Source organism: Vitreimonas sp. (assembly GCF_036392335.1).
GTDB lineage: Bacteria > Pseudomonadota > Alphaproteobacteria > Caulobacterales > Aquidulcibacteraceae > Vitreimonas.
Genome location: NZ_DASVYD010000010.1, coordinates 19,524 through 45,427, shown reverse-complemented (window position 1 = coordinate 45,427; position 25,904 = coordinate 19,524). Strand labels below are relative to the sequence as shown.

Here is a 25,904-nt window from a genome sequence, read left to right as displayed (position 1 = left end):
CGCGTGACTGGCGGCGGTGGATTCCTCGACCATGGCAGCGTTTTGCTGCGTAGTTTGATCCATTTGGTTAATGGCGCTGTTGACTTGGGTCAGCGCGGTGGCCTGTTCCTGGGCCGACGATGTGATTTCGGCCATCAAGGCGTTAATCTCTGCGACACCTGCAGCGATTTCGGAAAGGGCTTGGCCGGCTTGTCCCACCAATTGCACGCCCGCCTCGACCTGCTGTGAGCTGGTCGAGATCAGCGCCTTGATCTCTTTGGCCGCCTCGGCGGAGCGCTGCGCCAGCGCGCGCACTTCGGACGCGACCACAGCAAAGCCCCTGCCAGCCTCGCCCGCGCGTGCGGCTTCGACACCGGCGTTCAAGGCGAGCAGATTGGTTTGGAAGGCGATCTCATCAATGACGCCGATAATCTGCGTGATCTGCTTCGAGGACCCCTCGATCGCCTCCATGGCGCCAACGGCGCTACGCACGATCTCGCCGCTCTTGTCGGCGTGTTCGCGGGCATGCTGCACGGTCGCGTTGGCTTGACGCGCGCCCTCGGCGGTCTTGCCAACGGTGGCGGTGATCTCATCGAGCGCGGCGGCGGTCTCCTCCAGCGTCGCAGCCTGTTGTTCGGTGCGGCGCGAAAGACCATCAGAGGCGGCGCTGATCTCGCTGGTTCCGGAGCGCATACCCTCAGCGTTGGAGGCGATCACGATCATCGCCTCCTCCAATTTCGAGATCGCGTCATTGAAGTCGTTCTGAAGCGCGACATAGGCTTCAGGCAGCTGGCCATTGAGGCGATAGGTGAGATCACCGGCCGCGAGTTTGGACAAGCCCTCGCCAAATGAGCCCACGACGAGAGCCTCAGCCTCGCGTTGCGCGCGCGCTTCGGCCTCCTTTTGCGACTTGGCGGCGGCGATGCGCGCCTCTTCATGGCGACGTTCGGCTTCAATTCGGTCAAGCGCGGCCTGGCGGAAACTCAGCAGAGCGCGCCCCATGGCGCCAATCTCGTCGCCGCGCACCGCTTCCGGAGGATCGATGCTGTTGTCGCCTTTCGCCAAGCGATCCATTTGCGTCGTCAGATTGAGCAGAGGATTGACGAGATAACGACGCGCCCCGAACGCGAGCGCGGCGACCGCGCCGGTGGCGAACAGCAGCGTCGACACCATCAGCCAGAAAGCAAGCGCTGAGCCGCTCTCCGCGCGCTGTTTGGTTTCGGCGGCGCTGGCGGTGATCACTTCCGTGACCTGCTCCATCGCCCCTTCCAGCGCGCGAAATTGTTCGAAGAAGCCGGGGAGACTCGAAAGCGCGAGTTGAGGGTTCGTCTCGGCTTCGTTGATCACACGCTCCGCGGCCGCGATATAAGCGTTAAGCGGCTCGGCGACGCCGGCCACGGCGGCGCGTTCGGCCTCGGTCTGGGCGAGTTCTGTTTCCGCCGCAATCATGGCGCGGAATTCGGCCATATGTTCCGCGAAATCGGCGCGCACCTCATTGATGGCGATGCCCGCGGTCGGATCACGCGCCGTGAGCGCGGCGAGCACGTCGGAGCGCATGGCGTCGTGCATCATGTCGGCGGTGAGATGACTGCGCAGCAGATTGGCGGCGCGATCGGAATCCTCAAGCGCGTGAGTGAGCTCCTGCTGCGCCCAAATGCCGGCGCCGCCCGTAACGGCAACGAGCGCCAACATCGAGGCGCTCGCAGCCATGGCTACTCTGTTGAGTGAACTGAACATGCCTGACATCACGAGCCCCCTCCCCAAGGCGGTGTGATTTCGATGCGCAATCCCGCAACCCAAAGGTCGTCGCGGTCCCGGTCGCCGCCAGGGTCAAGAATGAGCTGGAGATCCGGCTGCACGCGCAGCCATGGCGTGATTTGATCGGAATAGGTGAATTCGAGTCCGGTCTCGGCGTCGGCGACGTCGACGCCGAGATCGAACTCGTTGTCACGGTGCTTGTCGCTGAAGCGACCTTGATAGGCGCCGAACGACATTTGACTGTCGGGGCGCGAGGCGAGCGGCGACTCAATCAGCACGCCAGCTTGCCAACCACTCGAATAGGACGTGGTGTCGCCGTCGGAGACACCAATGCGGACAAAGCCCGTCGCCTGCTCGCTCAGCGGGCGCTCATAGGTGGCGTACGCCCCGAACGCACGACGCTGCATCGGTTCGCCAAGGCCATCGAGGTCGCGGATGTCGTCTTGGTCGTCGCTGTAGGTCCACGCGCCGACATTGAAATTGAAGCTGTCACGCCAGCCATACTCGCCGATCACCAGCACGCCGTGATCGAAATCAGTATCGACGCCTTCTGGATCGCCGAACACGCCGGCTGACGCATTCAACACCGCGAGCATGACGGACTGGCGTTCGCTCACATCAAAACGCGCGCGCACCGCAAGCGCAGTCGAGGGGAAGATCGACGGACCGTTCGGACCGGTGGCGGCAAGTTCGGAGCCGATGCCGAACGCCGGCGCGATCAGCAGACCCGCGGACTCGTTGGAATAGAATTCACTGTTGAGGTCGTAGAGGCCGGCGCGGATGCTGCCGCCGCCGAACGCCTGCTCGACCCAGAACTCGAACAGACGCAGGTGCTGATCGGAGACCTCGATATTATCGACCCCTTGCAGCGTGCCGAGATCATCGTTTGGCGCTTCGCCTGAATTGTTGAGCAGATGGCCATGCAGCGTGGCGCCATTCCATCCGAAAGCGCGTTCGAGATCGACATCGGCGACGACGTCGAGATTGTCGAGAAAGCGGCCGCGTGTGCTGACGTCGTCGCTCCAGCCGCCGACCACGTCGGCTGTGTAGGCGACAGACCAGCTTACGGTTTCAGCGGCTAACGCAGGAGTTGCGGAAAGGGCTAATGCCGCCGCGGGCGCGTGCGCCAGCCACGACCTCCTCTCCGGTCGTACTTGACCAGACATGAGAGCCCCCCTCGACTCAGAATTCTTCCCAGTCTTGTTCCGCAGAAGGTTTAAGAGCCGTTGATCCGCGCGTTGAGAACGCAGCTTGCGGCTTTGGTTTGGCCGGGCCGCTTGGCTTAGCCGCCGGCCGCGCGGGGGCTGCTTTTGGCGACGCGACCGACGCGGCCGACGCGGCTCCGATATCGAACTTCGACACCAATTGCGTGAGTGTCTCCGCTTCATGCGTGAGCGAGTGGCTCGCCGCCGTGCTTTGTTCGACCATCGCCGCGTTCTGCTGCGTCGTCTGATCCATTTGATTGACGGCGGTGTTGACCTCCCCAAGCGCAGAGGATTGCTCCTGCGCCGACGCGGAGATGTCGGCGACCAAGCTGCTGATTTCAGCGACCTTGGAGACAATCGCGCCAAGCGCTTCACCGGTGCGGCCGACCAAATCGACGCCCGCTTCGACTTGGCGCGAGCTCTCGTTGATGAGCGCCTTGATCTCCTTGGCCGCCTCCGACGAGCGCTGCGCCAAAGCGCGCACTTCCGAAGCGACGACTGCAAAGCCCCTGCCCGCATCGCCCGCGCGCGCGGCCTCGACGCCGGCATTCAGGGCAAGCAGATTGGTTTGGAACGCAATTTCGTCGATCACGCCGATGATTTGCGAAATCTGCTTAGCCGAGCGCTCGATCTCGCTCATGGCGTTGACCGTTTCGCTGACGACTTGACCCGAACGTTCGGCGTCGCCGCGCGCGGCGGTGATGGTGGCGTTGGCTTGGCTCGCGCCCTCCGCCGTCTTCTTCACCGTGGCCGTGATCTCGTCGAGCGCCGCAGCGGTTTCCTCCAGCGTTGCGGCCTGCTGCTCGGTGCGCCGCGAAAGGTCATCGGAGGCGCTGGTGATCTCGGCCGCCCCGGCGCGGATGCCGTTGGCGTTGGCGGCGATGACCTTCATCGCCTCTTGCAGGGTCGCTATCGCGCCATTGAAGTCGGCGCGGAGTTTCTCGTACTCGCCCGCGAACGGCTGTTCGAGACGGCAGGTCAAATCGCCGGCGGCGAGCTTGGCCAGCCCACTCGCCAACGCCGTCACGACCCGATGCTGGGCCTCCTCAGCCGCCTTGGACTCCGCTTCCAGGCGCTGGCGCTCACGTTCGGACGCATCCAAATACACGGAGATCGCCAGATCCATGTCGATCAAGGCGGCTTTCACCAAAGCCCCCAGCGTATTGGCGAGATCATCGGAATCGAACTTGCCAAAGGGGCCGCGCGACTTGGTCTTTTCGGCCACCACTGAGCGCACAAGCTGATCGAGGATCAGTCCGTAACCCCCAATGTACCATTGCGGCTTGAGGCCAATGCGCGCATGCGTTTCACCGATGCGCTGCACGCTCGCCATGTAGTCATCGCTGAATTCGCCGCTGGCGATGCGCATCCAATGGCGCGCCTGCGCTGACTTCGCTTTGTCGACGTGCGACTCGTCGGAAAAGAATCGGCTGACCGCTGGCTCGCCACGAATCTGATCGTAAAATCGATCAAGCCCGATCGACAAACCAGCTTCAATCGGCGCCTTGGCGCCCTGCAAGGCGCGGCGCGTATCTGCATCGATACGCATGAAGGCCAACCGCTCACGCAACTTGTCGGAACTCATCGAACGCCCCTCCAGGCAATCGCAGAGGCAGCCCTAGGCTGCGCCGCTCGTGCGAAATGCACGGCGCGCAACACCGCGCGTCGTAGGGTTAATTTCGATCCGCGCGCTTAAATCGCGGTAAATGCGATGAGGTATTCGCGGTACTAGAGCGTGCAACCTAGATCAAGAATGCAGCTAGAGCGTTGGGCATATCCTGTTCGGTCTAAGCGAACTTCGAGATAAAGCGCGTCCGAATTCACGACGTTCCAGGTTTTGAGGCAATACCACACAAGCATCGTTGGATAGGATTACAAGTTCTTCTGCCCAATGGCAGAAGTAAAATGCGTCAGTACTATACCTAGACCGGCGACGCCCAAGGGTCGTTCCAGGCAGCGTCCTGCGCGCGGCAAGGGCTACCGGCGTCTATCCAGATACATATTGAACTGCAAAAAGTCCGGAGCCCGATGCGACCCGCGCATTTGAGTGGGATGCCCCGCCAGTCTCAACCGGCGAAGGCGCGTTCCACTACAAAGCTGCCAGGTTCGCTATTCGCGCCTTCGACAAAGCCGTGCCTCTCGCACAAATCTTTCATCGCCAGCAGCACGGCGGCCGAGCCGCAGATCATGACGCGGTCCTGCGCCGGATCGAGCGGCGGCTCGTTCAAGTGCCGGAAGAGCTCACCATTCTCGATAAGCGTAGTGATGCGCCCCTGCAGCGGGTGCGGATCGCGCGTAACACTGGTGACGAGCCGAAGCTTCTTGGCGGCTTCCTCCCCCACCAGCGGATCAGACTTCGCACCCTCGACGGTCTCGTAGCCGTATTGCAGTTCCGGCGCAGTGCGACAGGTGTGCGTGACGATGACTTCGTCATAGCGCTCATACGTTTCCGGCTCACGGATGAGGCTCGCGAAAGGCGCAATGCCAGTGCCGGTCGAAACCAAGAACAGCCGCTTGCCGGGCGTCAGCGCGTCGAGCACCAATGTGCCTGTCGGCTTTTTGCCCAACAGGATTTCGTCGCCGACTTGGATGTTCTGCAGCCGACTGGTGAGCGGACCGTCCGGCACCTTGATCGAATAGAATGAAAGCTGCTCGTCCCAGGCGGGGCTCGCGATGGAGTATGCGCGCAGCAGAGGCTTCGCCCCATTCATCAAGCCGAGCATCACGAATTCGCCGGACCGGAAGCGAAAGGCGGCGGGGCGCTCGCATGAGAAAGCGAATAGGAACGGCGTGTAGTGCTTCACCGCCGTGACACGCACGACGTCCACGTTTGCCGGCGGCGCCACCCGAGTTTCCAAGGTTTCGATACTCATCTGCTGAACCCGCTCGGCGACGCCATCGCGGTCAGCGACGCCACAAATGTCATATTAGGATCAATGGCGACAGCAATCTGCCACAGCGCCAGCGACGAAACGAAGCAGCCGATTACGCCCATGAGCACACGCGGCCGCGCGATGCTTACCGCGAAGGCGGCGATTGGGGCCGCCAGTACGCCGCCAATAATAAGGCCCGCGATATCGGTCCAGCGTACGCCCCCCAGAGTCAAAAAGAAGGTCGCCGAGATCGCCGCTGTGACGAAGAATTCCGACACATTGACGCTGCCCACCGCTTGGCGCGGGGCGTGGCCGCGGCCCAGCAAGGTGGTGGTCGAGATCGGGCCCCATCCGCCGCCGCCGGCCGCGTCAAGGAAGCCGCCCACAAGGCCGACAGCTGCGCCGCTGTTCGGCGAGACAGGTTTCTCGGGCGCCTTGCGGAACGCAAGCGTAACGACGAACACGCCCATCAAAAGCAGATACGAGGAGACAATCGGCTTGATAATGCCGATCGGCAAGTAAGACACCGCCATCGCGCCGGCGATGCCGCCGACAATGCCTGCCGGCGCCAAGCGGAGCACGAGCGACCAATTCACATTCTTGCGCCACGTGTGCGCGGCGCCCGAAACGCCGGTGGAGAAAATCTCCGCGGTGTGGACAGCCGCGCTTGCCGCCGCCGGCGGCACACCCATCGCCATGAGGAACGAGGTCGAGACAAGACCATACGCCATGCCGAGCGCGCCATCGACGAGCTGGGCGAGGAAGCCGACCAGAACAGATTGCCAGAAAAACGGATCCATGTGCGGTTAAGTCAGGCCGTGCTCAGCCAGGCGCGCACGCGCGTCCGCAACCAAAGCATCGAAACCTGCCCCCTTCTGCCGCAACACGGCGCGCGATTGCGCTATTTCCTTGAGGGCTGTCGCCCAGGTTTCTGGGAACGCTGCTTCCAACCGCTCGCGCGCGGCGCGCGCGACGGCGGGGCTTGCGCCGCCGGTGCCGGCCGCCAGCGTGAGTTGTCCACGGCGGAGCACCGCCGGCGTGTGGAAATCGCAGAGCGGCAGCACGTCTTCGACGTTCACGAGCACATTCGCGCTACGCGCCGCATTCGCGATCATCTCCGCGCGCTCATACGGCAGGTCCGCGACCCATACAGCGTGATAGTCCGCGAGTTCCGCTTCCTTCGGCAGGCGTCGTTCGAAGCGGCCGTTCGCTGTGGTGAGCAGCTCATGCGAGGGCTCGTCGGACCAGACGTCCGGCGCCGCGCCGCCTTGGATCAGCCAGTTCAAACGGCGCACAGCAAGCGCACCGCGGCCAATGAGAGCGATGCGCGTCTGCGCGGGATCAAGATAGAGCGGAATCATGCTGCATTCGCCGCTTCAAGAGCGCCGCGCGCTTCGCGCGCGACCTCGCCAACAACCATAATCGCGGGTCCATCGCCCACTTGCGCTGCAAGCGCCGTCAAATCCGCCAGCTTGCCACGCATGACGCGCTCTTCCGTCCATGAGGCGCTTTCGATCAAAGCGACCGGGCGATCGGTGGGGACGCCAAGATCGGTGAGCGCATCGCGCACACGCTCGGCATGCATGGCGCCCATATAGATCACGGCTGTTTCGGCCGCAGCCGCGGCGCGCGCCCAATGCATGTTCTCCGCCCCGCCCTTCGCGGTGCTTGGCGTGACGAACGTGACGGAGCGCGACAAGCCGCGCGAAGTGAGCGACACGCCCAGCGCGGACGCGGCGGCGAAGCCAGCGCTGACTCCGGGCACTGTCGTGACCGTGATGCCTGCGGCGCGGCAGGCTTCGATCTCTTCTGTCGCGCGGCCGAACAAGTGCGGATCGCCACCCTTCAAGCGCACGACGTTCTGGTAACGTAGCCCCATGCGCACGAGCAGTCGCGAGATCAGGCGCTGATCCATCGAGGGACGGTTGGCGCGCTTGCCGACATTGTAGAGCTTGGCCTTGGTCGCGAGTGCGAGCACGTCGGCGCTGACGAGGGCGTCATAGAGCACGACATCCGCCTCCGCGAGAAGTCGCGCGGCGCGCAATGTCAGCAGATCCGCCGCGCCAGGGCCGGCGCCGACAAGGTGAACAACACCACTCATTGGACGATCTCCCGGATCATGCCGGCGGCGGCGGTTTGGTTGGTGTCGGGATCGAACAGCACGAAGGCGCCGGTGCCGGGCAGCTCGGCGAACAGATCGGCCAAAATGGGATCGCGCGCGGCGAGTTGGACGCTGGCAATGTCGTTGAGCTTCAGCTCGTGGGCCGGAACGTTGTCGAGATTGCTGACGTCGCGGACGAAGCGCACGTTCTCGATCAGCGCCTGGGTTTCGAGCGCGCCTTGGCGCAAGCGATAACGCCGCGCCGGGGTCCAGGCGTTCTCATCGAGCCAGCAGAGATCGGCGACCACACGGCGGGCATAACGCACGTCATTGTCCGCAATGACGCCGCCTTGTGCGAGATCGCGATCTTCGGCCAATTCGAGCGCAACCGAGGCGCCCGCCTCGGCGTACGCCACGCCTACCCCGCCGATGCGCACTTGCGCGACCGTGGCGGCGAAGGCGCCTGGGCCGACCCGGACCTTATCCCCCGGCTTCACCGCGCCGGATTCGATGCGACCCGCGTAAAGACGAATATCGCCATCGCGCAGCAGGAGTTGCACCGGCAGACGCAGCGGCGCATGCGCAAGCGAGGTTTTGCGCGGGGTGTCTTCCAGCAGCTCAATCAAAGTCGGCCCATTGTACCAATCAGGCCCGCCGCGATTGACGATGTTCTCGCCGCGCTTAGCCGAAACCGGCACGAAGGCGATGTTCTTGATATTGAGAATGCCAGCAACATCGTTGAACGCCGTGCGCACCTCATCGAAGCGCTCCTGCGACCAACCGACGAGATCCATCTTGTTGACGGCGACGATGATGTTGAGGCCCATCAGAGCCGCGACCGCCGCATGACGGCGCGTCTGCGGCTTCAAGAGCCCCTTCTCCACCCGCGCCACGTCGATCACAATCACCGCGACGTCAGAGACGCTGGCGGCGGTGACCATGTTGCGCGTGTATTGTTCGTGGCCAGGCGAATCCGCGATAATGAAGCTGGTGCGCGGCGTCGCGAAATAGCGATAGGCGACGTCGATGGTGATGCCTTGCGCCCGTTCGGCCTCAAGTCCATCCGTGAGCGAGGCGAGATCGATCTCCTCGCCGTCGAGGCCCGCAGCCTGATCGAGCATCAGCGCTTTAGAATCGAGCAACAGACGCCCGATCAGCGTCGACTTGCCGTCGTCGACGCTGCCCGCCGTCATGAAACGGATCTGCTCGCCGCTCCAATTCTGCGCTGGCCGGAAATAGCTGGCGCTATCCATTAGAAATAGCCTTCCAGTTTACGACGCTCCATCGCGGCCGCATTGGCGCGATCGTCCATGCGCGTGGCGCCGCGCTCGGAGACGGAGGCGGTGAGCGTTTCGACCAGAACGTCTTCCGCATTGGCGGCGAAACTCTCGACCGGGCACGTGCAGGTGATGTCGCCCACGGTGCGGAAGCGCACAGACAGACGCTCGACGCTTTCGCCTGCCTGCGGCGGCGTGATTGAGGTGACCGGGAAGAGCAAACCATCGCGGCGCACCACGTCGCGATGGTGTGTATAATAGAGCTGAGGCAGCTCGATGTTCTCGCGGGCGATGTAGGCCCAGACGTCGGCCTCGGTCCAATTCGAGATCGGGAAGACGCGCATGTTTTCGCCGACGCCGATATGGCGGTTGTAGAGACCCCACAATTCCGGACGCTGCGCGCGCGGCCGCCAGGCGCCGAAGGCGTCGCGGTGTGAGAACACGCGTTCCTTGGCGCGCGCCTTCTCTTCGTCGCGGCGGGCGCCGCCAATCAAGGCGTCGAATTCGAATTCTTGTTGCGCTTCGAGCAGCGTGACGGCTTGCGCGCCATTGCGGCTGGCGGTTTCGCTGGCGACGCGCACGCTGCCGCGGCGGATGGACTCTTCCACGCTACGGACGATGAGCTTCAGCCCCGTCTCTTCCGCGCGCTTGTCGCGGAAGGCGATCACTTCCGGAAAATTATGCCCTGTATCGACGTGCAGCAGCGCAAATGGCGGCTTCGACGGCGCGAACGCCTTCATCGCCAGATGCAACAGGACGGCGCTATCCTTGCCGCCGGAGAACATCAAAGCCGGGCGCTTGTAGAACGAGAGCTCGCGCAGAATATAGACCGCCTCGGCTTCGAGGCGATCGAGCCGCGCGGACGCGGCCAACGGCGCTGGCGCTTGGAGAGCTTCACCGCTCATCAGCGCGCCACGTTCTGAATCGTATGCAAGCCGCATTCTTTGCTGTCCTGATTTTCCCACCACCACCGACCGTTACGCGGGTCCTCGCCCGGACGGATGGCTTTGGTGCAAGGTTCGCAACCAATCGAGACGTAGCCGCGCTGATAAAGCGCGTTCATCGGGATATCGAAGCGCGCCGCGTAAGCGAGCACGTCAGCCCAAGTCCAATCCGCGAGCGGATTGTATTTCTGCATGTCGCGCTCGGCATCGCGCTCGGCTTCCGGCAGCGCGCCGCGCGTGACGGCCTGCTCGCGGCGTTGACCGGTGAGCCAAGCATCACGGTCGTGCAAAGCTTCGTTGAGCGGCGCGACTTTGCGAATGTTGCAGCAGAGTTTGCGCGCGGCGACACTATCGTAGAAGCCGTCCTTGCCGTGCGCGGCGATGTAGGCGGCGACCGCGTGCTCGTCCGGACGGCGCACGTCGATCTCGATGCCGTAGCGCTCTTTTACCTGCGGGATGAGCGCGAGCGTCTCGGGATTGAGGCGGCCGGTTTCGAGCGTGAAGATGTCGATCGGCAATCTGAGGCGCGCGATCACGTCGGTGATCACCATGTCCTCGGCCGAAAGGCTCGACGCGAGCGCCGGGCGTTCATGGCGCTGCGCGATCTCGATTAAGGCCCGCTCCAGCAGACGGACGCGCGCGGCGAAGTTGGCGTCGGCGCGATCCACGGCCGCGCCGGCGACGACCGCGCCCTGATATGGGATGCTGAATGTTTCCAGCGCCTTGAGGGCATTTTCAGCGCTCTGATCAGCGCGCAGCGCAAAGGAATCGAAGCCGACGCGGGCCATCGCGAAGACCTGATCCGCCGTGACGGCGCCCTGCGCGCGCAAACGGCCCTGGTAGTTCAAACGCTTGCGTAACAGGAACGCATGCGAATAGCCGCGACCGTCGCCGATGCGGTGGAAGTCGACAGAGATCAGGGCTGCATTGCCGATGCGGCCGTCGAGCTTCTTCACGTCGTCGGCGGGTTGCAACAGGATCGCGCCGCCTTCTTGCGAGCCGTCGAGCCATTCTTGCAGCGACAGGTATTGGCCGCCCTCCCATTCTTTGTTGGTCGGCTCTGTCGGCTGCTTGACATTCGGCACGATCTTCTTGCGCACGTCGCCGTGGCCTTCATTGGCCGGCTTCGGCGGCGTGAGCGGCGCGCGCGCGGGCGCCTGACCGATCACTTTCGCGCCTTGCGCGTCGATTTCAACCACGAGGCTCATGCTGCGGCGGTCTCCTCGCTGGCCAGGACAGCCTTGAAAGATTCCGCGCCCACGCGTTCAACCGCCGCGATAAAGCTTTCACGCTCCCCGCGGATCGCGAGATAGTGGCGTGCGAGACGCTCAATCACGCCGGGGACTTCTTCCTGACGCACCGCCTTGCCGGTGAGCACACCCAAACGGCCCACGCCGTCGGGACGACCGCCGATCAGCACCTGGTACCAATCTTCGCCAGCCTTCTCCACGCCGAGCACGCCGATATGGCCGACGTGGTGGTGCGCGCACGCGTTGATGCAGCCCGAGACGTTGATGGCGATTTCGCCAAGCTCTTCTTCTATCGGCGCGAGGGCGGCGGCGATGGCGGCCGAGAGCGGGATCGACTTGGCGTTGGCCAGCGAGCAGAAGTCGCCGCCGGGGCAGCAGATGATGTCCGACGCAAGATCGATATTGGCGCGCGCAAGCCCGCGCGAATCCAATTCCATGAATAGTTCGTGTAGCTTGGCGCGCGGCACGTGCGGCAAGATCAGGTTCTGGTGATAGGAGACTCGGATTTCGCTGAAGCTGTAGCGATCGGCCAAATCAGCGATGAAATCCATTTCGTCCGACGTTGCATCGCCCGGCGCGATGCCTTCGCGCTTCAGGCTGATGGTGATTGCGGCATAATCCGCGTGGCGATGCCCGGTGATGTTGCGCCTCTTCCAGGCTCGGAAGTTTGCATCGATTGGCAGCGTTTTCGGGGCGGGCTCCGACCAAGTTTCCAGCGGCGGATCGACGAAGAATTTCGCAACGCGCTCGAGGGCGTCCGGCGTCAGCGTGTTCGGACCATTGCGCAGGTGGGCCCAATCACTTTCGACCTCGGCCGCGAAGGCTTCGGCGCCCAATTCTTGCACTTGGATCTTGATGCGGGCCTTGAAGATATTGTCGCGACGGCCGAGGCGATTGTAGGCGCGCAGCACGGCCTCGGTGTAGGTGAGCATTTCGCTCCAGTGCAGGTCGCGCTTGATGATCGAGGCGATGCGCGGGGTGCGCCCCTGCCCGCCGCCGACCTTCACGATCAGACGCACCTCGCCGGCTTCGTCGCGATAAAGATCGAACGAAAGGTCGTGCACAGGCGTCGCCGCACGATCTTCCTTGGCGCCGTTGAAGGCGACTTTGAACTTGCGCGGCAGGTGCGCGAATTCCGGATGCAGCGTCGACCACTGCCGCATCAGCTCGCAATAGGGACGTGGATCGACGATCTCGTCCTGCGCGACACCGGCGAACGCATCGGTGGTGACATTGCGCACGCATGAGCCGCTGGTCTGGATCGCGTGCATCGAAACGGTCGCGAGTTCGGCCAGAATGTCTGGCACTTCCTCGACCTTCACCCAATTGTATTGGATGTTTTGGCGCGTGGTGAAATGGCCGTAGCCGCGATCGAACTTACGCGCGATTTCGGCCAACTTGCGCAACTGCGTGGACGAGAGAACGCCATAAGGAATGGCGACGCGCAGCATTGGCGCGTAGCGCTGAATATAGAGGCCGTTTTGCAGGCGCAGCGGCTTGAACGCGTCCTCGTCCAACTCGCCGGCGAGATAGCGGCGCGTCTGGTCGCGATATTGCGCTACGCGTTCCTCAACAATGAGGCGATCGACAGCGTCGTAGCGATACATAGCGGAGCTGGCCTGCGGGAGACGGGCCGTCGCGGCCCTGGCGAGACCAGACAATGGGCGCCACGCCGGACCCGAGGTAGGCCGCGGGACTAAAGTGTTGCTTTAGGAAGGCTTCAGGCGGTGTGATCCGCCGCTGAATCGCCCTCAATCGCCTGGGCGCGGAGCCAATCGAGGAAGGCCAATTGCGCTGGCTCGAAGCGGCGGCCGCGCGGCCAAACCAGCCAATAGGCGAAGTTCACTGGCGCATCGCCCTCTGTGAGCGGCGCGATCAGGCGCCCCTCGGCGATGTCCCCTAGCGCCAGCTGGCGCTTAGCGAGCGCGAGCCCCTTGCCGCCAATCGCTGCTTCGATAGCCAGACTCGATTGATTAAAGCGTAGGCCCCGCTCGGCATCCGCGCGACGCAGACCACGCGCCGCGAACCACATGTTCCAAGTTGGGCAGGACGGGTCGCGTTCGGGCGCATCGTCATGGATCAACGGCAAAGAAATCAGGTCGGCGGCGGTTTTGGGACCAGGCTGCCCTTCAAGCAGGCGCGGACTGCAGACAACAATGACAGATTCCGTCATCAGCCGCTCGCAATGCAGACCCTCGTAGCCGCCAGGCCCATAGCGAATAGCGAGGTCCATATCGCTGCCGGCGAAGTCGGTGAGCGTCATATCGGCGGACATGCGAACTTCGGTGTCGGGGTAGAGTTCCTGAAACTGGCTCAATCTGGGAATGAGCCATTTTGAGGCGAAGGACGGGGCGGTAGATATTGAGATGCGCCGACCCCGGAGCGCCGAGCGCATGGCGCGCCCGGCCTGGAGCATCTCGGCCATGGCGGCGCTGGCATGAGCGAAGGCGGACTTGCCGGCCTCGGTCAGCTCGACACCTCGGCCCAGGCGCCGAAACAGCGGCTGGCCGGCGAATTCCTCGATCGAGCGGATATGCTGGCTCACGGCCCCGGCGCTAATGCCGAGCTCCTCCGCGGCTCGGGCGAAGCTGCCAGATCGCGCCGCCGCCTCGAAAACCCGTAGGCTTACGAACGGGGGCATGGGGTCTTTCAGGTCTTCCAAGCATCACTCCGCGCGCGCCCAACATAGGCATCCCTGCCGCCATGCACCAGGAACCAGAAACGCGAAGCAAAGGGCTGGCGGACAGAGAGGGATTCGAACCCTCGATAGGCTTGCACCTATACACGCGTTCCAGGCGTGCGCCTTCAACCACTCGGCCACCTGTCCGGAGCGGCGGGTTATGGCCGGGGGCGCGGTCCGGCGCAAGGCGCGTAACTCACGGCAGGCCAGCAGCGTACTGAAATGCGCCCACCGCCCCGCTCCCTGCCCAAACCAGGCTCATTCGAGGGGTGTTCGAGGTGCGGCGGCCGCCTACATTCAGCGCGAAGTCCAAACGAGGTTTCCATGGCCCGATCCACAATTATGCCTAGCGTCGACCAAATCCTTCCTGGCCGGCCCACCCCGATCCCCACGGCGGCCACCCATTTCGTCACGGGCGTCCCCCTAAAGCCGCCCTTCCCGGCGGGCCTGGAAGAGGCTGTGTTCGGGCTCGGTTGCTTCTGGGGCGCTGAGCGGAAATTTTGGCAGACCCCGGGCGTGTTCAGCACGTCCGTCGGCTATGCGGGCGGCGCGACTCCCAACCCCACGTACGAGGAAGTGTGCTCTGGGCGCACTGGCCATACCGAAGTCGTGCGTGTGATCTTCGATCCAAAGGTCATAAGCTATGACGCGCTGCTTAAGGTCTTTTTCGAGAACCACGATCCGACCCAAGGCATGCGCCAAGGCAACGACGTCGGCACCCAATATCGATCGGCGATCTACGCTACGTCAGCGGCACAGAAGGCGACGGCCGAGCACGCCAAAGCGGCCTACGAGGAAAAGCTGCGCACCGCCGGATTCGGAGCGATCACAACCGAGATTCGGGATGCGCCCGATTTCTTCTATGCGGAAGACTACCATCAACAATATCTGGCCAAGAATCCGAACGGATATTGCGGCATTGGCGGCACCGGAATTAGCTGCCCGATCGGACTCGCAGTGGAATAGCCGACCGTCCTTACCGCGACGAATCTAGGCGCGACTGCAATTTGACTGCACTTTGACCCGTGTGATGCGCGGCGGCGTAGCGTAAGCCTTCGCCGCCGCGTCCGGTTCTGCGTTTCGACTTAAGCCAACTGCAACCGAGACGTAGCACTGTGTGCGTGTTAACATTTCAACGCTTGATTTGCGGGGATGCCGATGGCGCTCATCTGTCTGATCGATGACGACATCATGGTGCGGGATGCTTTGGCCCTGGGCTTAAGCGACGCGGGCTTCGAGGTGCTGACTGCGCCAGGCGCCGCCGCGGGGTTTGATATCGCCAATCGCCGCCAAGTTGACGCCATCGTCACCGATATGAACATGCCGGGCACCGACGGGGCGCAATTGATCGCGCAGGCGCGCGCCACATGGCCCGACATGCCGATCGTCGTGATCTCTGGCGCAAGCGTTGTCGATGGGCGCGCGATTACCGAGGTCGCGCGGGAGCGCGGCGCGGACGCAGCGCTGGCCAAGCCATTTCGCGCGAGGCAACTCGCGGAGGTGCTTGAGCGTTTGATAGCTGAGCGAAAGGGTCCGCCAGCCTAGTCCATGCCAGGCGCCAACGAGCAATCCCGCCTCCGGGCCGTCGTCGACACCGCCGTGGACGGTGTCATTCTGATCGATGCACGTGGCGTCATCCTCATGTTCAATCCGGCGTGCGAACGGTTGTTTGGCTACGCTTCGTTTGAAGTGATCGGCCGCAACGTGAAAATGTTGATGCCGGAGCCGTACCAAGCCGGACACGACGATTACCTGCGCAATTATCGTGAAACCGGCGAGCGAAAAATCATCGGCATTGGGCGCGAGGTGTGGGGTTTGAAGCGCCACGGCGCGACCTTTCCCATGGATTTGTCCGTCGGCGAATCCGAAGAGAATGGTGAGCCGATCTATGTCGGCGTCATCCGCGATCTCACCGAGCGCAAGGCGTCGGAGCAGGCATTGCGCGAGGGCGCCGAACGGCTGCGCGCGGTGGTGGAAACCGCGGTCGATGGCGTGATCCTGATCGATTCCGGCGGCACGGTTTTGATGTTCAATCCCGCGTGCGAGCGATTGTTCGGGTATCGTGCGCACGAAGTGATCGGCCAGAACGTGCGTATGCTGATGCCTGGGCCATATCGCGAGCAGCATGATTCCTACATAGGAAATTACGTGCGCACACGCGCACCCAAGATCATCGGCATCGGCCGCGAAGTCGAAGGTCGGCGCAAGGACGGCTCGACATTCCCGATGGAATTGTCCGTAGGCGAGGCCGAGCAAGACGACAGATCCATCTTTGTCGGCATCGTTCATGATCTCACCGTCCGGAAGCGCACCGAGGAACAATTGGTGCAAGCTCAGAAGATGGAGACGGTCGGCCAGCTTTCTGGCGGGATCGCGCACGACTTCAACAATCTGCTGACCGTGATCCTTGGCAACGCCGAGGCCTTGTCGGCGCGCCTAAAGGCGCGCGCCGATTTGCGCAATGTGGCCGACACCATCGTTGCCGCCGCCGAACGCGGCGCGGAACTCACACAGCGCCTGCTCGCGTTTAGCCGCCGCCAAATGCTGCAGCCGACGGCGGTAAATTGCACTGCTCTCGTCGAAAGCATGCGGGTGCTGCTGAAACGCACCCTCCGCGAGAACATCGATCTGCGCATCGCGTCAACGCCATCGCCCATCTTTGCCATGGCGGACCCCGCGCAACTCGAAAACGCCCTACTCAATCTTTCCATCAACGCACAGGACGCCATGCCCAGCGGCGGCGTCCTCACGCTCTCCGTGGAGCAAATCGATCTCGACCAAACCGCTCTCGCGCGCAGCTCGGATGTGAGACCCGGGCGATATGTTTCGGTCTGTGTGACTGACGATGGCGAAGGGATGAGCAAGGAGACACTTGAGCGCGCCTTTGAGCCCTTTTTCACGACCAAGGAAGTCGGCAAGGGATCCGGGCTCGGACTCTCAATGGTGTATGGTTTCGTCAAGCAATCCAACGGGCACGTCGCCATCTACAGCGAACAGGGGCTAGGCACGAGCGTGCGGCTTTACCTGCCGGCGGCCGAGGCCGATTCAGAGCAGCCGCCCGCGCTGCGCAACGACGATTTCGGCGCGAACGAAGGCGGCGACGAAACCATCCTCGTTGTTGAAGATGATCCCTTCGTCCGAAGCCATGTGATCTCTTCTCTGGAGCAACTTGGCTATCGCACCATCGTCGCCTCGGACGGTCGTGAGGCGCTCAATTTGCTGCACGGCGGCGCACGACCCGACCTGCTTTTCACCGATATCGTCATGCCGGGCGGCATCAGCGGCTGGGAGCTGGCGGCGCAAGCACGCGCGAAGGTACCTGGGTTGCGCGTTCTGTTCACGTCGGGCTATCCGCAAGAGACGCTGACACGGCGCGGGCAAGTCGACCAATACGCAATGCTGTTGTCCAAGCCGTATCGGCTCGCGGAGCTGGCGCGCCGCGTGCGTGAAACGCTGGACTCTCTTGTCTGACTAGCCCGGCCAGCGCAGGCCGACGCGACGGCGCTGCTGCAAGGTTTGTTCGGCGCGTTGCAGCGCACGCAGCGCCACTTCGGCTTGTTGCAGTGAATCCGTCGAGCGCAGCGCGTCCATGGCGAGACGCAAGCGCGCCGCACCCTCTTCCAGCTTGTCGCGCGCGCCTTCGCGTTCACCCAACGCCGTCAACGCCCGGCCAATCTCTTGCTGCGCCGCGCCCCATGCGCCTGGATCGGTGGTGCGATCGACAGCGTCAAGGTAACGCTGACGCGCATCGAGCGCCTTCGTCAGATATTTGATGTGGCCGCCACGTTCGCCGAGGCTAAGCGCGCCGGACGCGAAGTCCGACAGAATATCGAGTTGAAGATTGTCGCTGATTTCTTCCGCGCGCGCCTCGACCATTTTGTCGAGCGCCTCGACAATCGGCTGCAGACGATCCGGCTTATAATCTTGCGGGCGATGCAGCACCGGGCGCGCCTTGCGCGCGAGCGCGAACGCCAGCGCGCGCTGCACGATTTCATCCGGACGACCCGTGCGCCAGCCAAGCTGGAAATCCTGCACGTCATGCGTGCGGCCATAACCCGGCAGCGTCGTCAGACGCAGATCGAGTTTGCCGAGCATATTGCGCTTGCCCCAGATGATCACATCGGCGGCCGAGCGTTCGAGCGCTTCAGCGGCCTCCACCGCGACGCGGCGGCGTGTTTCGGGATGCGCTTTCGGCGAAACGGTTTTGAGTTTGATCGGGAAGAGATCGACCTGCACGTCCTGCTCAAACGAGAACATGCCGAAATTGTCCTCGATCGCTTCCTTCATCTCTTGGCGCAGTTCTCCGCCGCCGCCTTCGATCTCGGCGATCAGCACAAGGGCGCGATGATCCTTGTTGCGCTTCAGCGCCTGCGCACGCAGCGCTATCCGCGCCATGCTGGAGGCCTTGCCCATGCCCGTCAGCATCCAGAACGCGGCGATCAAGACCGCGGCCAGGGCCATCGACATGAAGAACATGAACACGTTCGGCGATTGGACGAACGCATCCTGGAACTCGCGCGGCAAGAGGCGCATCACCCGCGACGCAAGTTCGGGCGCAAATGCACTAGCCTCTGCAAAATTAACCATTTAGACGTCCGCCGTCCCTAGCCGAGCCTTGACCTGTAGCCCGCCGTGCGGCGTCGCACAACGGGGAGCGGCGCCCCGAGTCTCCCCCGGGCGCCGCCTCTCTTCCGAGGAGAATGCGTCGGCTTATTGGCCGGCTTGCGCCCGCGCGCGGGCCATCATGTCTTCCATGGCCGCGCCCATATTGTTCAGATCAATCACCTGCACGCCTTCTGGCAGGGTGAAGAGGTCGGCCGATTGCGGGCCACGCTGGACGCTCGTGGTTTCCCACACGGTCTGGCCGCCCTCGGTCGCCCGCAGGATGATGCCGTCGCTGGTGACGCAGGCGGTGTGCGGCGTCCCGCCTTCGTCGCGCGTCCATTCCGCGCCGTTTTCCCCGGCGATTGAGCACGACCCCGTGCGCGCGGCGGTCGTCATTTCGCCCTGCCAATCGGCGGTAGGATCCTCATTGTCCTGCTGCTGCAACCGCATCGCGTGCGTCTGCCCCATAGCGGTGGCGACAATGAAGCTCTCGCCGGTTTCGCCGTTGGTGATTATGGTGCTTTGGCCCTGCGGCGCGTTGATTTCCATGCGCAACTTCTGGCCGTCGCGGATCATGACGACCGGAACGGTTTGGCCCTCGCGCATGATGTTGGCTTCGGCCCGGAACGCGGCGGCATTCAGGTTGGGGAAAACATCGCTAACGCTCGCTTGGCCGCTCTCGCCGCTCGGCGCGCTTGGACTGCAGGCCGCCAGGGCGCCCACGGAAACCAGGGCAAAAATTGCTGCGCGCATCACTAATCCTCCGGAAGCGTCCCCACGCTTGCCCTGCCATAGCAGCCACCCGCCCGTCCCGGAACCCCGCCCGTTCGTCGCAAATTGATGTGATGGGGCGCGGGCGCGGCGCCGGTTCGTCTTGCCCTGGCGGCCCAGCCCTGGCCAAAGTCTGTTCCAACCACCGCCGGCGCCCACCGGCGTGTTTCCTTATTGGGGGTTCCATGAACAAGTCTCACATCCTGGCGCTTTTGCTCGCCGTCAGTGCGCCGGCGCTCAGCGCTTGCGCCACCGCCGGTTCGCAGATCAGCGCCGAAGCCGTCGCCGCCCACCAAGCGGCGCAAGCCGAGGTCGCCCGTTTGAGCGCACAAGCCAACCAAGACCCGCTGTTGAAGCCTTGGACCGGCCCGCATGGCGGCGTGCCGCCGTGGGACCAGGCCCGCGTTGAATTGCTGGCGCCGGCGCTTGAACTGGGCCTCGCCCTGCAAGAAGCGGAAGTGCAGGTCATCGCCACCAATCCGGCCGCGCCGACATTCGACAACACGATCGCGGCGATGCAGGACGCCGGCCGTCACATCGACCGCGCCACGACGATCTTTGGCGTGATGACCGATAACGTCTCCACACCAGCCGTCCAGGAAGTGGAAGCTGAATGGTCGCCGCGCATTACCGCTGCCTATAACGCGATCACGTTCAATCGCGCGCTTTTCCAGCGCATCGACACGCTCTACCAAAACCGCGCCAATCTCGGCCTCACCGCCGAGCAATTGCGTCTGCTTGAACGCACGCGCGATCAATTCGTGCGCGCTGGCGCCGCCGCCACGCCGGAACAACAAGCCCGCCTCGGCGCGATCAACGAAGAACTCTCCTCGAAGTTCGCTGATTTCGGCCGTCGCCTGCTCGCGGATGAAAACACCGCGATCTACATCACCAATCGTCGCGACCTTGCCGGCCTGCCGCCGAACATTGTCGCCGCACTCGCCGCCGCCGCGACGGAGCGCGGCCGACCAGGCGAATGGGCGGTTGTAAACACGCGCTCCAGCGTCGATCCGTTCCTGACCTTCTCCACCAATCGCGCGCTGCGTCAGCGCGTGTGGACGGCGTTCAAGAACCGTGGCGACAACGGCGACGCCAACGACACCAATAGCATTATCGCCGACATTCTGCGCCTCCGCGCTGAGCGCGCGCAGATCCTCGGCTTCCCGACGCACGCGCATTTGCGCATGGCCGACACGATGGCCGGCACGCCGGAACGCGCGCAGGATTTGATGATGCGCGTGTGGCCCGCCGCCGTCGCGCGCGTGCACGAAGAAGTACGCGACATGCAGGCGATCGCCGATCGTCAACGCGCCAACATCACGATCGAGCCGTGGGATTATAATTTCTACGCCGAGCAAGTGCGCCGCGACCGTTACAACCTCGATCAGAACGAAGTGCGCGAGTATTTCGAGCTGAACAACATGGTCAACGCCGCCTTCTACATGGCCAACCAGCTCTATGGTCTTTCGTTCCGCGAGATCACGGGCACGGTGCCTGTGTTTGAAGAAAACGTACGCGTGTTTGAAGTGACCGACCGCGACGGCTCGTATCAGGGCCTGTTCTACCTCGACAATTTCGCCCGCGCCGGTAAGCGCTCTGGCGCGTGGATGAACACCTATCGCAGCCATGAAAATTTCATGGGCAGCGAGATCACGCCGATCGCGTCGAACAACAACAATTTCGTGCGCGGCGCGCCGGGCGAGCCGATCCTCATCTCGCTCGACGATGCACAGACGCTGTTCCACGAGTTTGGTCACGCCATCCACTACCTCGTCTCGACCGTGAACTACCCGGGTCTCGCCAACACACCGCGCGATTACGTCGAGTACCCGAGCCAAGTGCACGAACATTGGGTGCTGTCACGCCCGATCCTCGATCAGTTCGCGCGCCACTATCGCACGAACGAGCCGATGCCGCAGGCGCTGGTGGATCGCATCAACAATGCGTCGACCTTCAACCAAGGCTACGCGACGGTGGAGTATCTCTCCTCAGCGCTCGTCGACATGGCGCTGCACAACCGCCCGGAGGCAATCACGGATGTGGACGCGTTCGAACGTGAAACGCTCGCCTCGCTTGGGATGCCGCGTGAAATAGCGATGCGTCACCGCCTGCCGCAATTCGGGCACTTGTTCTCCAGTGACGCCTATTCGGCTGGCTATTATTCCTACCTGTGGTCGGAAGTGATGGACGCCGATACCTGGGAAATGTTTGAAAGCACCGGCAACGTGTTCGATCCGACGGTCGCCGCCGGTATGCGCAACATCATCCTGGCGCCGGGCAACACCACCGACCGCGCGGAGGCCTATCGCCAATTCCGCGGCCGCGACCCGGACGTGAACGCGTTGCTGCGCACGCGCGGCTTCCCGACGGGCGAGAGCAGCGAACAGCGCTAAGCCCGGAACATTCGCAGCCTTGGGGGCGCGCATCGCAAGATGCGCGCCCCTTTCTCTGCCTAGCGTGCGAGGAAGCTTTCGAAGCCGCCGAAGATCATGCGTTTGCCGTCGAACGGCGTATTGTTCTGATCGTATTGGTTCATGCGCGGGTCGGCCATGACCTTCGCGTTGACCTCATCCCGTTTGGCCCGGGATTCGTAGGTAATCCAGGAAAATACAACGACCTCGTCGTCCCTGGCTTGGACGGCGCGCGGGAAGGACGTGAGTTCCCCGTAAGGCACGTCGTCGCCTATGCACTCGACATAGCTCAGCGCGCCATGCTCCATCCAAACCTCGCCGCCAAGCCGCGCCATCTCCTTGTATTGCTCCACTTTATTTCTCGGCACCGCCAGCACGAAACCATCGACATAAGGCATGGGTCTTCCTCCGTTGCTCCAACCTAGGACGAACCGGCGCTGCGCCCACCGACAAATCCGATGAGTGCGCGTGCGCGAAATGCGGTGCAAGCGACAGCCAGCGCGTTCAGGTTGGATTCAGGTGGGATTCAGCCGCCAGGGCGCAGCGTTGGTTTGGGAGCATGATTATGTTGCGCAAATTGACCGCCCTCGCGGCTACGCTCGCTTTTGCCTTGACGACTCTGGCGCCGGTGAGCGCGGATGCCCGCGACCGACGTCACGACGGCTATTGGAGCAGCCGCGACCATCATTATTACGATCGCCACCGCCGCCATCGCGATAATGACGACGACGAAGTCGCGGCGGGCGTATTGGGACTGGTGTTGGGCGTCACCTTGGGCGCGGCGCTCGCCAGCCAGCCGCGTCAAGCGCCGCCGCCGCGCGCGCGATGCTATGACAATTACCAACGCTGCGCGCCACCGCCCCAATATTACAACCAGGGCTACGACCAGGGCGGCTATTACGAAGACCCACGCTCGGCCTACGAGCAGGATTACGGCTACGCGCCCGAGCGGCCTTATTATGAAGATCAACGCCCGCAGCGTATGTGCCGCGAGCGGCAATGGGATCGCTACGCCAACCGCTATCTGATGGTCGACGTCCCCTGCTGATGCGTGCTGCGCGTATCACGTGCGCTTGAAAACTGCTGACGCGTATTAGAGGCTACGGAACTTCGCGCTATAGTGCTGCGCATGCGGTACGTGTGCGATGCGCCGGGCGGCGCGACTTGGTTCAGAATTGAGACCGAGGCCGAAGCGGAAGCAGAAGCGGCGCTGATGCGTCACGCCGTTGACAAGTATTTCCGCCGCTACGAGGCGGCGGCGCGCGAAAGCTATCGCGCGCCCAAGGGCGGCGCGAGCTTCGAGCAGGAAATCGGGCTGAAAGACCACATCGCCAAGGCGATGCCGATGTTTGTGACGTTGCGCGCGGACGACGGCGCCGGGCTAGCCACCGCGATGCTTCCGCCGCAAGGACGCGAGCAGGCGGGCTTTCGCATCGTCATCGTTGGGCCGGAAAACGGCGACCCCTACATCGCGCACGAGCGTGCGATCGAGGCACTCGCGCGGCACGTCCATCTGAACCTGCCGCGCGAGGCCTGTTATCCTTACGCCTAGCTATTTCGGCGCGGCGCCGCTGGCCGGCATCGAGAGCGCGCGCGACCCGACATAGCAGGGCGCCACCGAGCAATTCTGCAGCAGCGTACGCACCATGTACTGGCCGTCCGCCGGCGGCGTGAACTGAACCACGGGATAATCGTCCGGCAGCATGTCGCTGGCGACGACGCCCCCCGTGCTCATGCTAATCAGTTCGATATCAACATTGGTGCAGTCACCATCGCAAGCCCCGACAAAGGTATAGGCCGTGTTGGCTGTGAGGTTGATCGTCCAGCGATGGTCCGTCCCTGGCTCAAGCGGCACAATCTGGTCCGTGGCGCCCTCTGGCGGCGTCATGCCGGACGCAAAATTCTGGCTGATTGCACCCAATTGCTCACCGATATTGGCGATGAGCTGCGTGCGCGTGGCCTCATCGATCTGCGCCCGTTGGACCTGCCCGGTCGGGCGAGCCTGCGTCGATGGCGCCTGAGCCCCTTCTTGCACTGGCGGCAGGGCCGGACCGGCGCCCATCTGGTTACAGGCGCTCAGCGCCATCGCCGCCACAGCGGCCAACAGAATCTTTCGCATCATTCGCTGATCCCTCTCAACTTGCCCCGCGCGACCCCTAGCGTGCGCGAACGCGTCTTGTCCACGACGCTTCAATGGCGGCGCACGATTTATTGGGCTGTGACCCGCGGCACAGGCGGCAAGTCAACGCGAAACCAGCGCTTCACAAAATCTCTTGCACGCGCTCCTTGGGCCGCGCGAGCGCCGCACCCTTGGCCGTGACGACGAACGGGCGCTCAACCAGGACTGGATGTTCAATCATCGCGTCAATCAGCTTTGCATCGCTGACTTTGCCATCGAGCAGACCAAGCTCTTCCGCTTCCGCCGCCTTGGTGCGTAGCGCCTGGCGCGCTGTGAGACCGGCAGCAGCGAACAGCTCCTTGAGCTGCTTCTTGGTCCACCCAGTTTTCAAATACTCGACAATTTCGGGCTTGTAGCCAGCGGCCTCGATCATCGCGAGCACTTGGCGCGAGGTGGAGCATTTGGGGTTGTGGTAGATGGTCGCCCTCTTGGCCATCAATAATCCTCCTCGTCCTCTTCGCTCATCGGGAAGAAGGAGAAATTGTCGTCGATGTTGATCGGCTCGGCGACCTGCTCGACCTCTTCGAACACGATGCGCGGCTGCAGATCGCTCCAATCGCCTGGCGGCGGTTGAAGGTCTTCGTCTTCGAACAGCAGCTCGGAGCACAATGCTTCGGCTTCGCCTTGTGTCGGCGCTTCGATATAGCGGGTGGTGTAGAAGCCGACGATCTCGACATTGTTGTCGAGGATGACGGGGAAGTCCTCCCCGCAGGCGAACAAGCGAAACCAAGCCATCGCGTTTCCCTTAACGAAGCAATGCCTTCTATTTAGCCGGATCGATATCGAAGTGCATCACGTCTTCGCGGCGGCCGAGCTTGGTGTAGAGCGCGATCGCCGGCTCGTCGCCATAATCGGCCTGCACGTAGAGCACCCACGCGCCGCGCTCGGCCGCGAGTTCGCGCAGACGCTGGATTAAAGCAGTCGCAACGCCCTGGCGGCGATGCGCTTCAGACACCGCGAGGTCGTAGATGTAGATTTCGCTGCGCGCCTGCTCGAACTTCACGAGTTCGTAGGCCACCAGCGCGCCGATGATCTCGCCCTGCTCGATCGCGACCAGCGGGAAGACGGTCTCGTTGCGCAGCAATGCTTCGACGTACGCGTCGCTCGGCGGCGCTGCGGCGTAGCTGTCCGGGTCTTCGAACACGGCTGCGAATAGCGCGTTCATCGCGCGGAACCGCGCGATGTCGCCAGCCTGCAAACGCTCGACACTGAAACTCATCTTCCGCCTCCAGCCGCTCCGGCCACAAGGCGGAGCGCGATCAATCCTTGGCGCGTTCGACGTAAGAGCCGTCTTCGGTCGAAATCACGACACGGGTGCCGGCGTCAATGTGCGGCGGCACCATCGTCTTTACGCCGATGTCCAGCATCGCCGGCTTATAGGACGATGACGCGGTTTGGCCCTTTACGACCGGTTCGGTGGTCTCGATCGTGGCGATAATGCGCGGCGGCAATTCAATCGAAAGCGCTTGGCCTTCGAACATGGTGAGATCAACCACCATTTCCGGCTGCAGGTAAGCGACGGAATCGCCCACCATGTCCCGCGACAGATGCACCTGCTCGTACGTGTCTGGGTTCATGAACACGAGGCCAGCGTCGCCGTCGTCAAAAAGATAGGTGTGCTTGATCTGCTCGACGAAAGCTTTTTCGAGCGCATCCGTGGTCTTGAACACGGCCGTGGTCTTCACGCCGTCGATGATGCGGCGCATGACGATCGTGGTCGTCGGCGTGCCCTTGCCTGGACGGAAGGTTTCGTGGCTCATGACGACATAAAGCTTGCCGTCTTCGTGCTCGAGCACGTTGCCTTTGCGGACGTCGCTGGCGATGACTTTAACCACGTAAACCTCACTTGCCGCCGGGTCGCCGGGGGCGCT

The 25,904-nt window shown here is 63.1% G+C and carries 26 protein-coding genes and 1 tRNA gene; 6 read left to right on the top strand and 21 right to left on the bottom strand.

The window, feature by feature from the left end; all coding sequences use genetic code 11:
- The 13 genes from VF769_RS01965 to VF769_RS01905 all read right to left on the bottom strand — a co-directional run.
- On the bottom strand, positions 1–1,725 hold a 1,725-nt coding region (locus VF769_RS01965; protein ID WP_331006685.1), incomplete at its 3' end, for a methyl-accepting chemotaxis protein.
- A complete protein-coding gene (locus tag VF769_RS01960; protein WP_331006684.1) occupies positions 1,725–2,903 on the bottom strand; it encodes a carbohydrate porin in 1,179 nt (392 codons plus the stop codon). The genes VF769_RS01960 and VF769_RS01965, both read right to left, overlap by 1 nt.
- Positions 2,904–2,919: 16 nt before the next feature.
- Positions 2,920–4,527 carry a globin-coupled sensor protein gene (locus VF769_RS01955; protein ID WP_331006683.1) on the bottom strand — a complete coding sequence of 536 codons (1,608 nt, stop codon included), beginning with the start codon at positions 4,525–4,527 and terminating at the stop codon, positions 2,920–2,922.
- 481 nt (positions 4,528–5,008) lie between these two features.
- A complete protein-coding gene (locus VF769_RS01950) occupies positions 5,009–5,815 on the bottom strand; it encodes a ferredoxin--NADP reductase (protein WP_331006682.1) in 807 nt (268 codons plus the stop codon).
- The gene (locus VF769_RS01945; protein WP_331006681.1) at positions 5,812–6,615 is read right to left on the bottom strand and encodes a sulfite exporter TauE/SafE family protein; all 804 of its coding nucleotides are present in this window, start codon (positions 6,613–6,615) and stop codon (positions 5,812–5,814) included. The genes VF769_RS01950 and VF769_RS01945 overlap by 4 nt, the downstream gene beginning before the upstream one ends.
- Positions 6,616–6,621: 6 nt before the next feature.
- The gene (locus tag VF769_RS01940; RefSeq protein ID WP_331006680.1) at positions 6,622–7,176 is read right to left on the bottom strand and encodes a precorrin-2 dehydrogenase/sirohydrochlorin ferrochelatase family protein; all 555 of its coding nucleotides are present in this window, start codon (positions 7,174–7,176) and stop codon (positions 6,622–6,624) included.
- Entirely contained in the window at positions 7,173–7,916 is a 744-nt protein-coding gene (cobA, locus tag VF769_RS01935) for a uroporphyrinogen-III C-methyltransferase (protein WP_331006679.1), read from the bottom strand. Before cobA ends, VF769_RS01940 begins: the two co-directional genes overlap by 4 nt.
- Entirely contained in the window at positions 7,913–9,169 is a 1,257-nt protein-coding gene (locus VF769_RS01930) for a sulfate adenylyltransferase subunit 1 (RefSeq protein ID WP_331006678.1), read from the bottom strand. Before VF769_RS01930 ends, cobA begins: the two co-directional genes overlap by 4 nt.
- The gene (gene cysD, locus VF769_RS01925) at positions 9,169–10,098 is read right to left on the bottom strand and encodes a sulfate adenylyltransferase subunit CysD (RefSeq protein WP_349258079.1); all 930 of its coding nucleotides are present in this window, start codon (positions 10,096–10,098) and stop codon (positions 9,169–9,171) included. The genes VF769_RS01930 and cysD overlap by 1 nt, the downstream gene beginning before the upstream one ends.
- Positions 10,098–11,345 carry a phosphoadenylyl-sulfate reductase gene (locus VF769_RS18520; protein ID WP_331006676.1) on the bottom strand — a complete coding sequence of 416 codons (1,248 nt, stop codon included), beginning with the start codon at positions 11,343–11,345 and terminating at the stop codon, positions 10,098–10,100. Before VF769_RS18520 ends, cysD begins: the two co-directional genes overlap by 1 nt.
- Positions 11,342–12,994: a nitrite/sulfite reductase gene (locus VF769_RS01915; protein ID WP_331006675.1), complete on the bottom strand. Its 1,653-nt coding sequence runs from the start codon at positions 12,992–12,994 to the stop codon at positions 11,342–11,344. Before VF769_RS01915 ends, VF769_RS18520 begins: the two co-directional genes overlap by 4 nt.
- A gap of 113 nt (positions 12,995–13,107) precedes the next feature.
- A complete protein-coding gene (gcvA, locus tag VF769_RS01910) occupies positions 13,108–14,028 on the bottom strand; it encodes a transcriptional regulator GcvA (RefSeq protein ID WP_331006674.1) in 921 nt (306 codons plus the stop codon).
- 96 nt (positions 14,029–14,124) lie between these two features.
- A tRNA-Ser gene (locus tag VF769_RS01905) sits at positions 14,125–14,214 on the bottom strand.
- A 177-nt stretch (positions 14,215–14,391) separates the two neighbouring features.
- Here VF769_RS01905 and msrA point away from each other — a divergent pair.
- The 3 genes from msrA to VF769_RS01890 all read left to right on the top strand — a co-directional run bounded on the left by msrA (position 14,392) and on the right by VF769_RS01890 (position 17,538).
- On the top strand, positions 14,392–15,033 hold the full coding sequence (msrA, locus tag VF769_RS01900) for a peptide-methionine (S)-S-oxide reductase MsrA (protein WP_331006673.1): 642 nt from the start codon (positions 14,392–14,394) through the stop codon (positions 15,031–15,033).
- Positions 15,034–15,225: 192 nt separating this feature from the next.
- Positions 15,226–15,612 carry a response regulator gene (locus tag VF769_RS01895; protein WP_331006672.1) on the top strand — a complete coding sequence of 129 codons (387 nt, stop codon included), beginning with the start codon at positions 15,226–15,228 and terminating at the stop codon, positions 15,610–15,612.
- A 3-nt stretch (positions 15,613–15,615) separates the two neighbouring features.
- Positions 15,616–17,538, top strand: a complete 1,923-nt coding sequence (locus VF769_RS01890; protein WP_331006671.1) for a PAS domain S-box protein — start codon at positions 15,616–15,618, stop codon at positions 17,536–17,538.
- Here the strand turns inward: VF769_RS01890 and VF769_RS01885 are convergent, their stop codons facing one another.
- Positions 17,539–18,654, bottom strand: a complete 1,116-nt coding sequence (locus VF769_RS01885) for a hypothetical protein (protein WP_331006670.1) — start codon at positions 18,652–18,654, stop codon at positions 17,539–17,541.
- Positions 18,655–18,777: 123 nt separating this feature from the next.
- The gene (locus VF769_RS01880) at positions 18,778–19,425 is read right to left on the bottom strand and encodes a hypothetical protein (protein ID WP_331006669.1); all 648 of its coding nucleotides are present in this window, start codon (positions 19,423–19,425) and stop codon (positions 18,778–18,780) included.
- Between the two features lie 203 nt (positions 19,426–19,628).
- On the opposite strand from VF769_RS01880, the gene VF769_RS01875 reads away from it, so the two are divergent.
- On the top strand, positions 19,629–21,836 hold the full coding sequence (locus VF769_RS01875) for a M3 family metallopeptidase (RefSeq protein ID WP_331006668.1): 2,208 nt from the start codon (positions 19,629–19,631) through the stop codon (positions 21,834–21,836).
- Positions 21,837–21,895: 59 nt separating this feature from the next.
- Here VF769_RS01875 and VF769_RS01870 read toward each other — a convergent pair whose 3' ends face one another.
- Entirely contained in the window at positions 21,896–22,252 is a 357-nt protein-coding gene (locus tag VF769_RS01870; RefSeq protein ID WP_331006667.1) for a DUF1428 domain-containing protein, read from the bottom strand.
- Positions 22,253–22,419: 167 nt separating this feature from the next.
- Between VF769_RS01870 and VF769_RS01865 the strand changes: the two genes are divergently transcribed.
- Positions 22,420–22,902: a hypothetical protein gene (locus VF769_RS01865; RefSeq protein WP_331006666.1), complete on the top strand. Its 483-nt coding sequence runs from the start codon at positions 22,420–22,422 to the stop codon at positions 22,900–22,902.
- Between the two features lie 81 nt (positions 22,903–22,983).
- Positions 22,984–23,406 (top strand): hypothetical protein, encoded by a 423-nt coding sequence (locus VF769_RS01860; RefSeq protein ID WP_331006665.1) that lies wholly within the window; start codon positions 22,984–22,986, stop codon positions 23,404–23,406.
- On the opposite strand, the gene VF769_RS01855 is transcribed toward VF769_RS01860, so the two are convergent.
- The 5 genes from VF769_RS01855 to efp form a co-directional block, all read right to left on the bottom strand.
- Positions 23,407–23,976, bottom strand: coding sequence for a lipoprotein (locus tag VF769_RS01855; RefSeq protein WP_331006664.1), 570 nt, complete (start codon positions 23,974–23,976; stop codon positions 23,407–23,409). It lies immediately after the preceding gene.
- Positions 23,977–24,115: 139 nt separating this feature from the next.
- Entirely contained in the window at positions 24,116–24,469 is a 354-nt protein-coding gene (gene arsC / locus VF769_RS01850) for an arsenate reductase (glutaredoxin) (protein ID WP_331006663.1), read from the bottom strand.
- Entirely contained in the window at positions 24,469–24,768 is a 300-nt protein-coding gene (locus VF769_RS01845; RefSeq protein WP_331006662.1) for a hypothetical protein, read from the bottom strand. The genes arsC and VF769_RS01845 overlap by 1 nt, the downstream gene beginning before the upstream one ends.
- Before the next feature lie 28 nt (positions 24,769–24,796).
- Complete coding sequence (locus tag VF769_RS01840) at positions 24,797–25,252, bottom strand: AAC(3)-I family aminoglycoside N-acetyltransferase (protein ID WP_331006661.1); 456 nt, start codon at positions 25,250–25,252, stop codon at positions 24,797–24,799.
- A gap of 40 nt (positions 25,253–25,292) precedes the next feature.
- Entirely contained in the window at positions 25,293–25,868 is a 576-nt protein-coding gene (efp, locus tag VF769_RS01835; protein ID WP_331006660.1) for an elongation factor P, read from the bottom strand.
- Between the last annotated feature and the right edge of the window lie 36 nt (positions 25,869–25,904).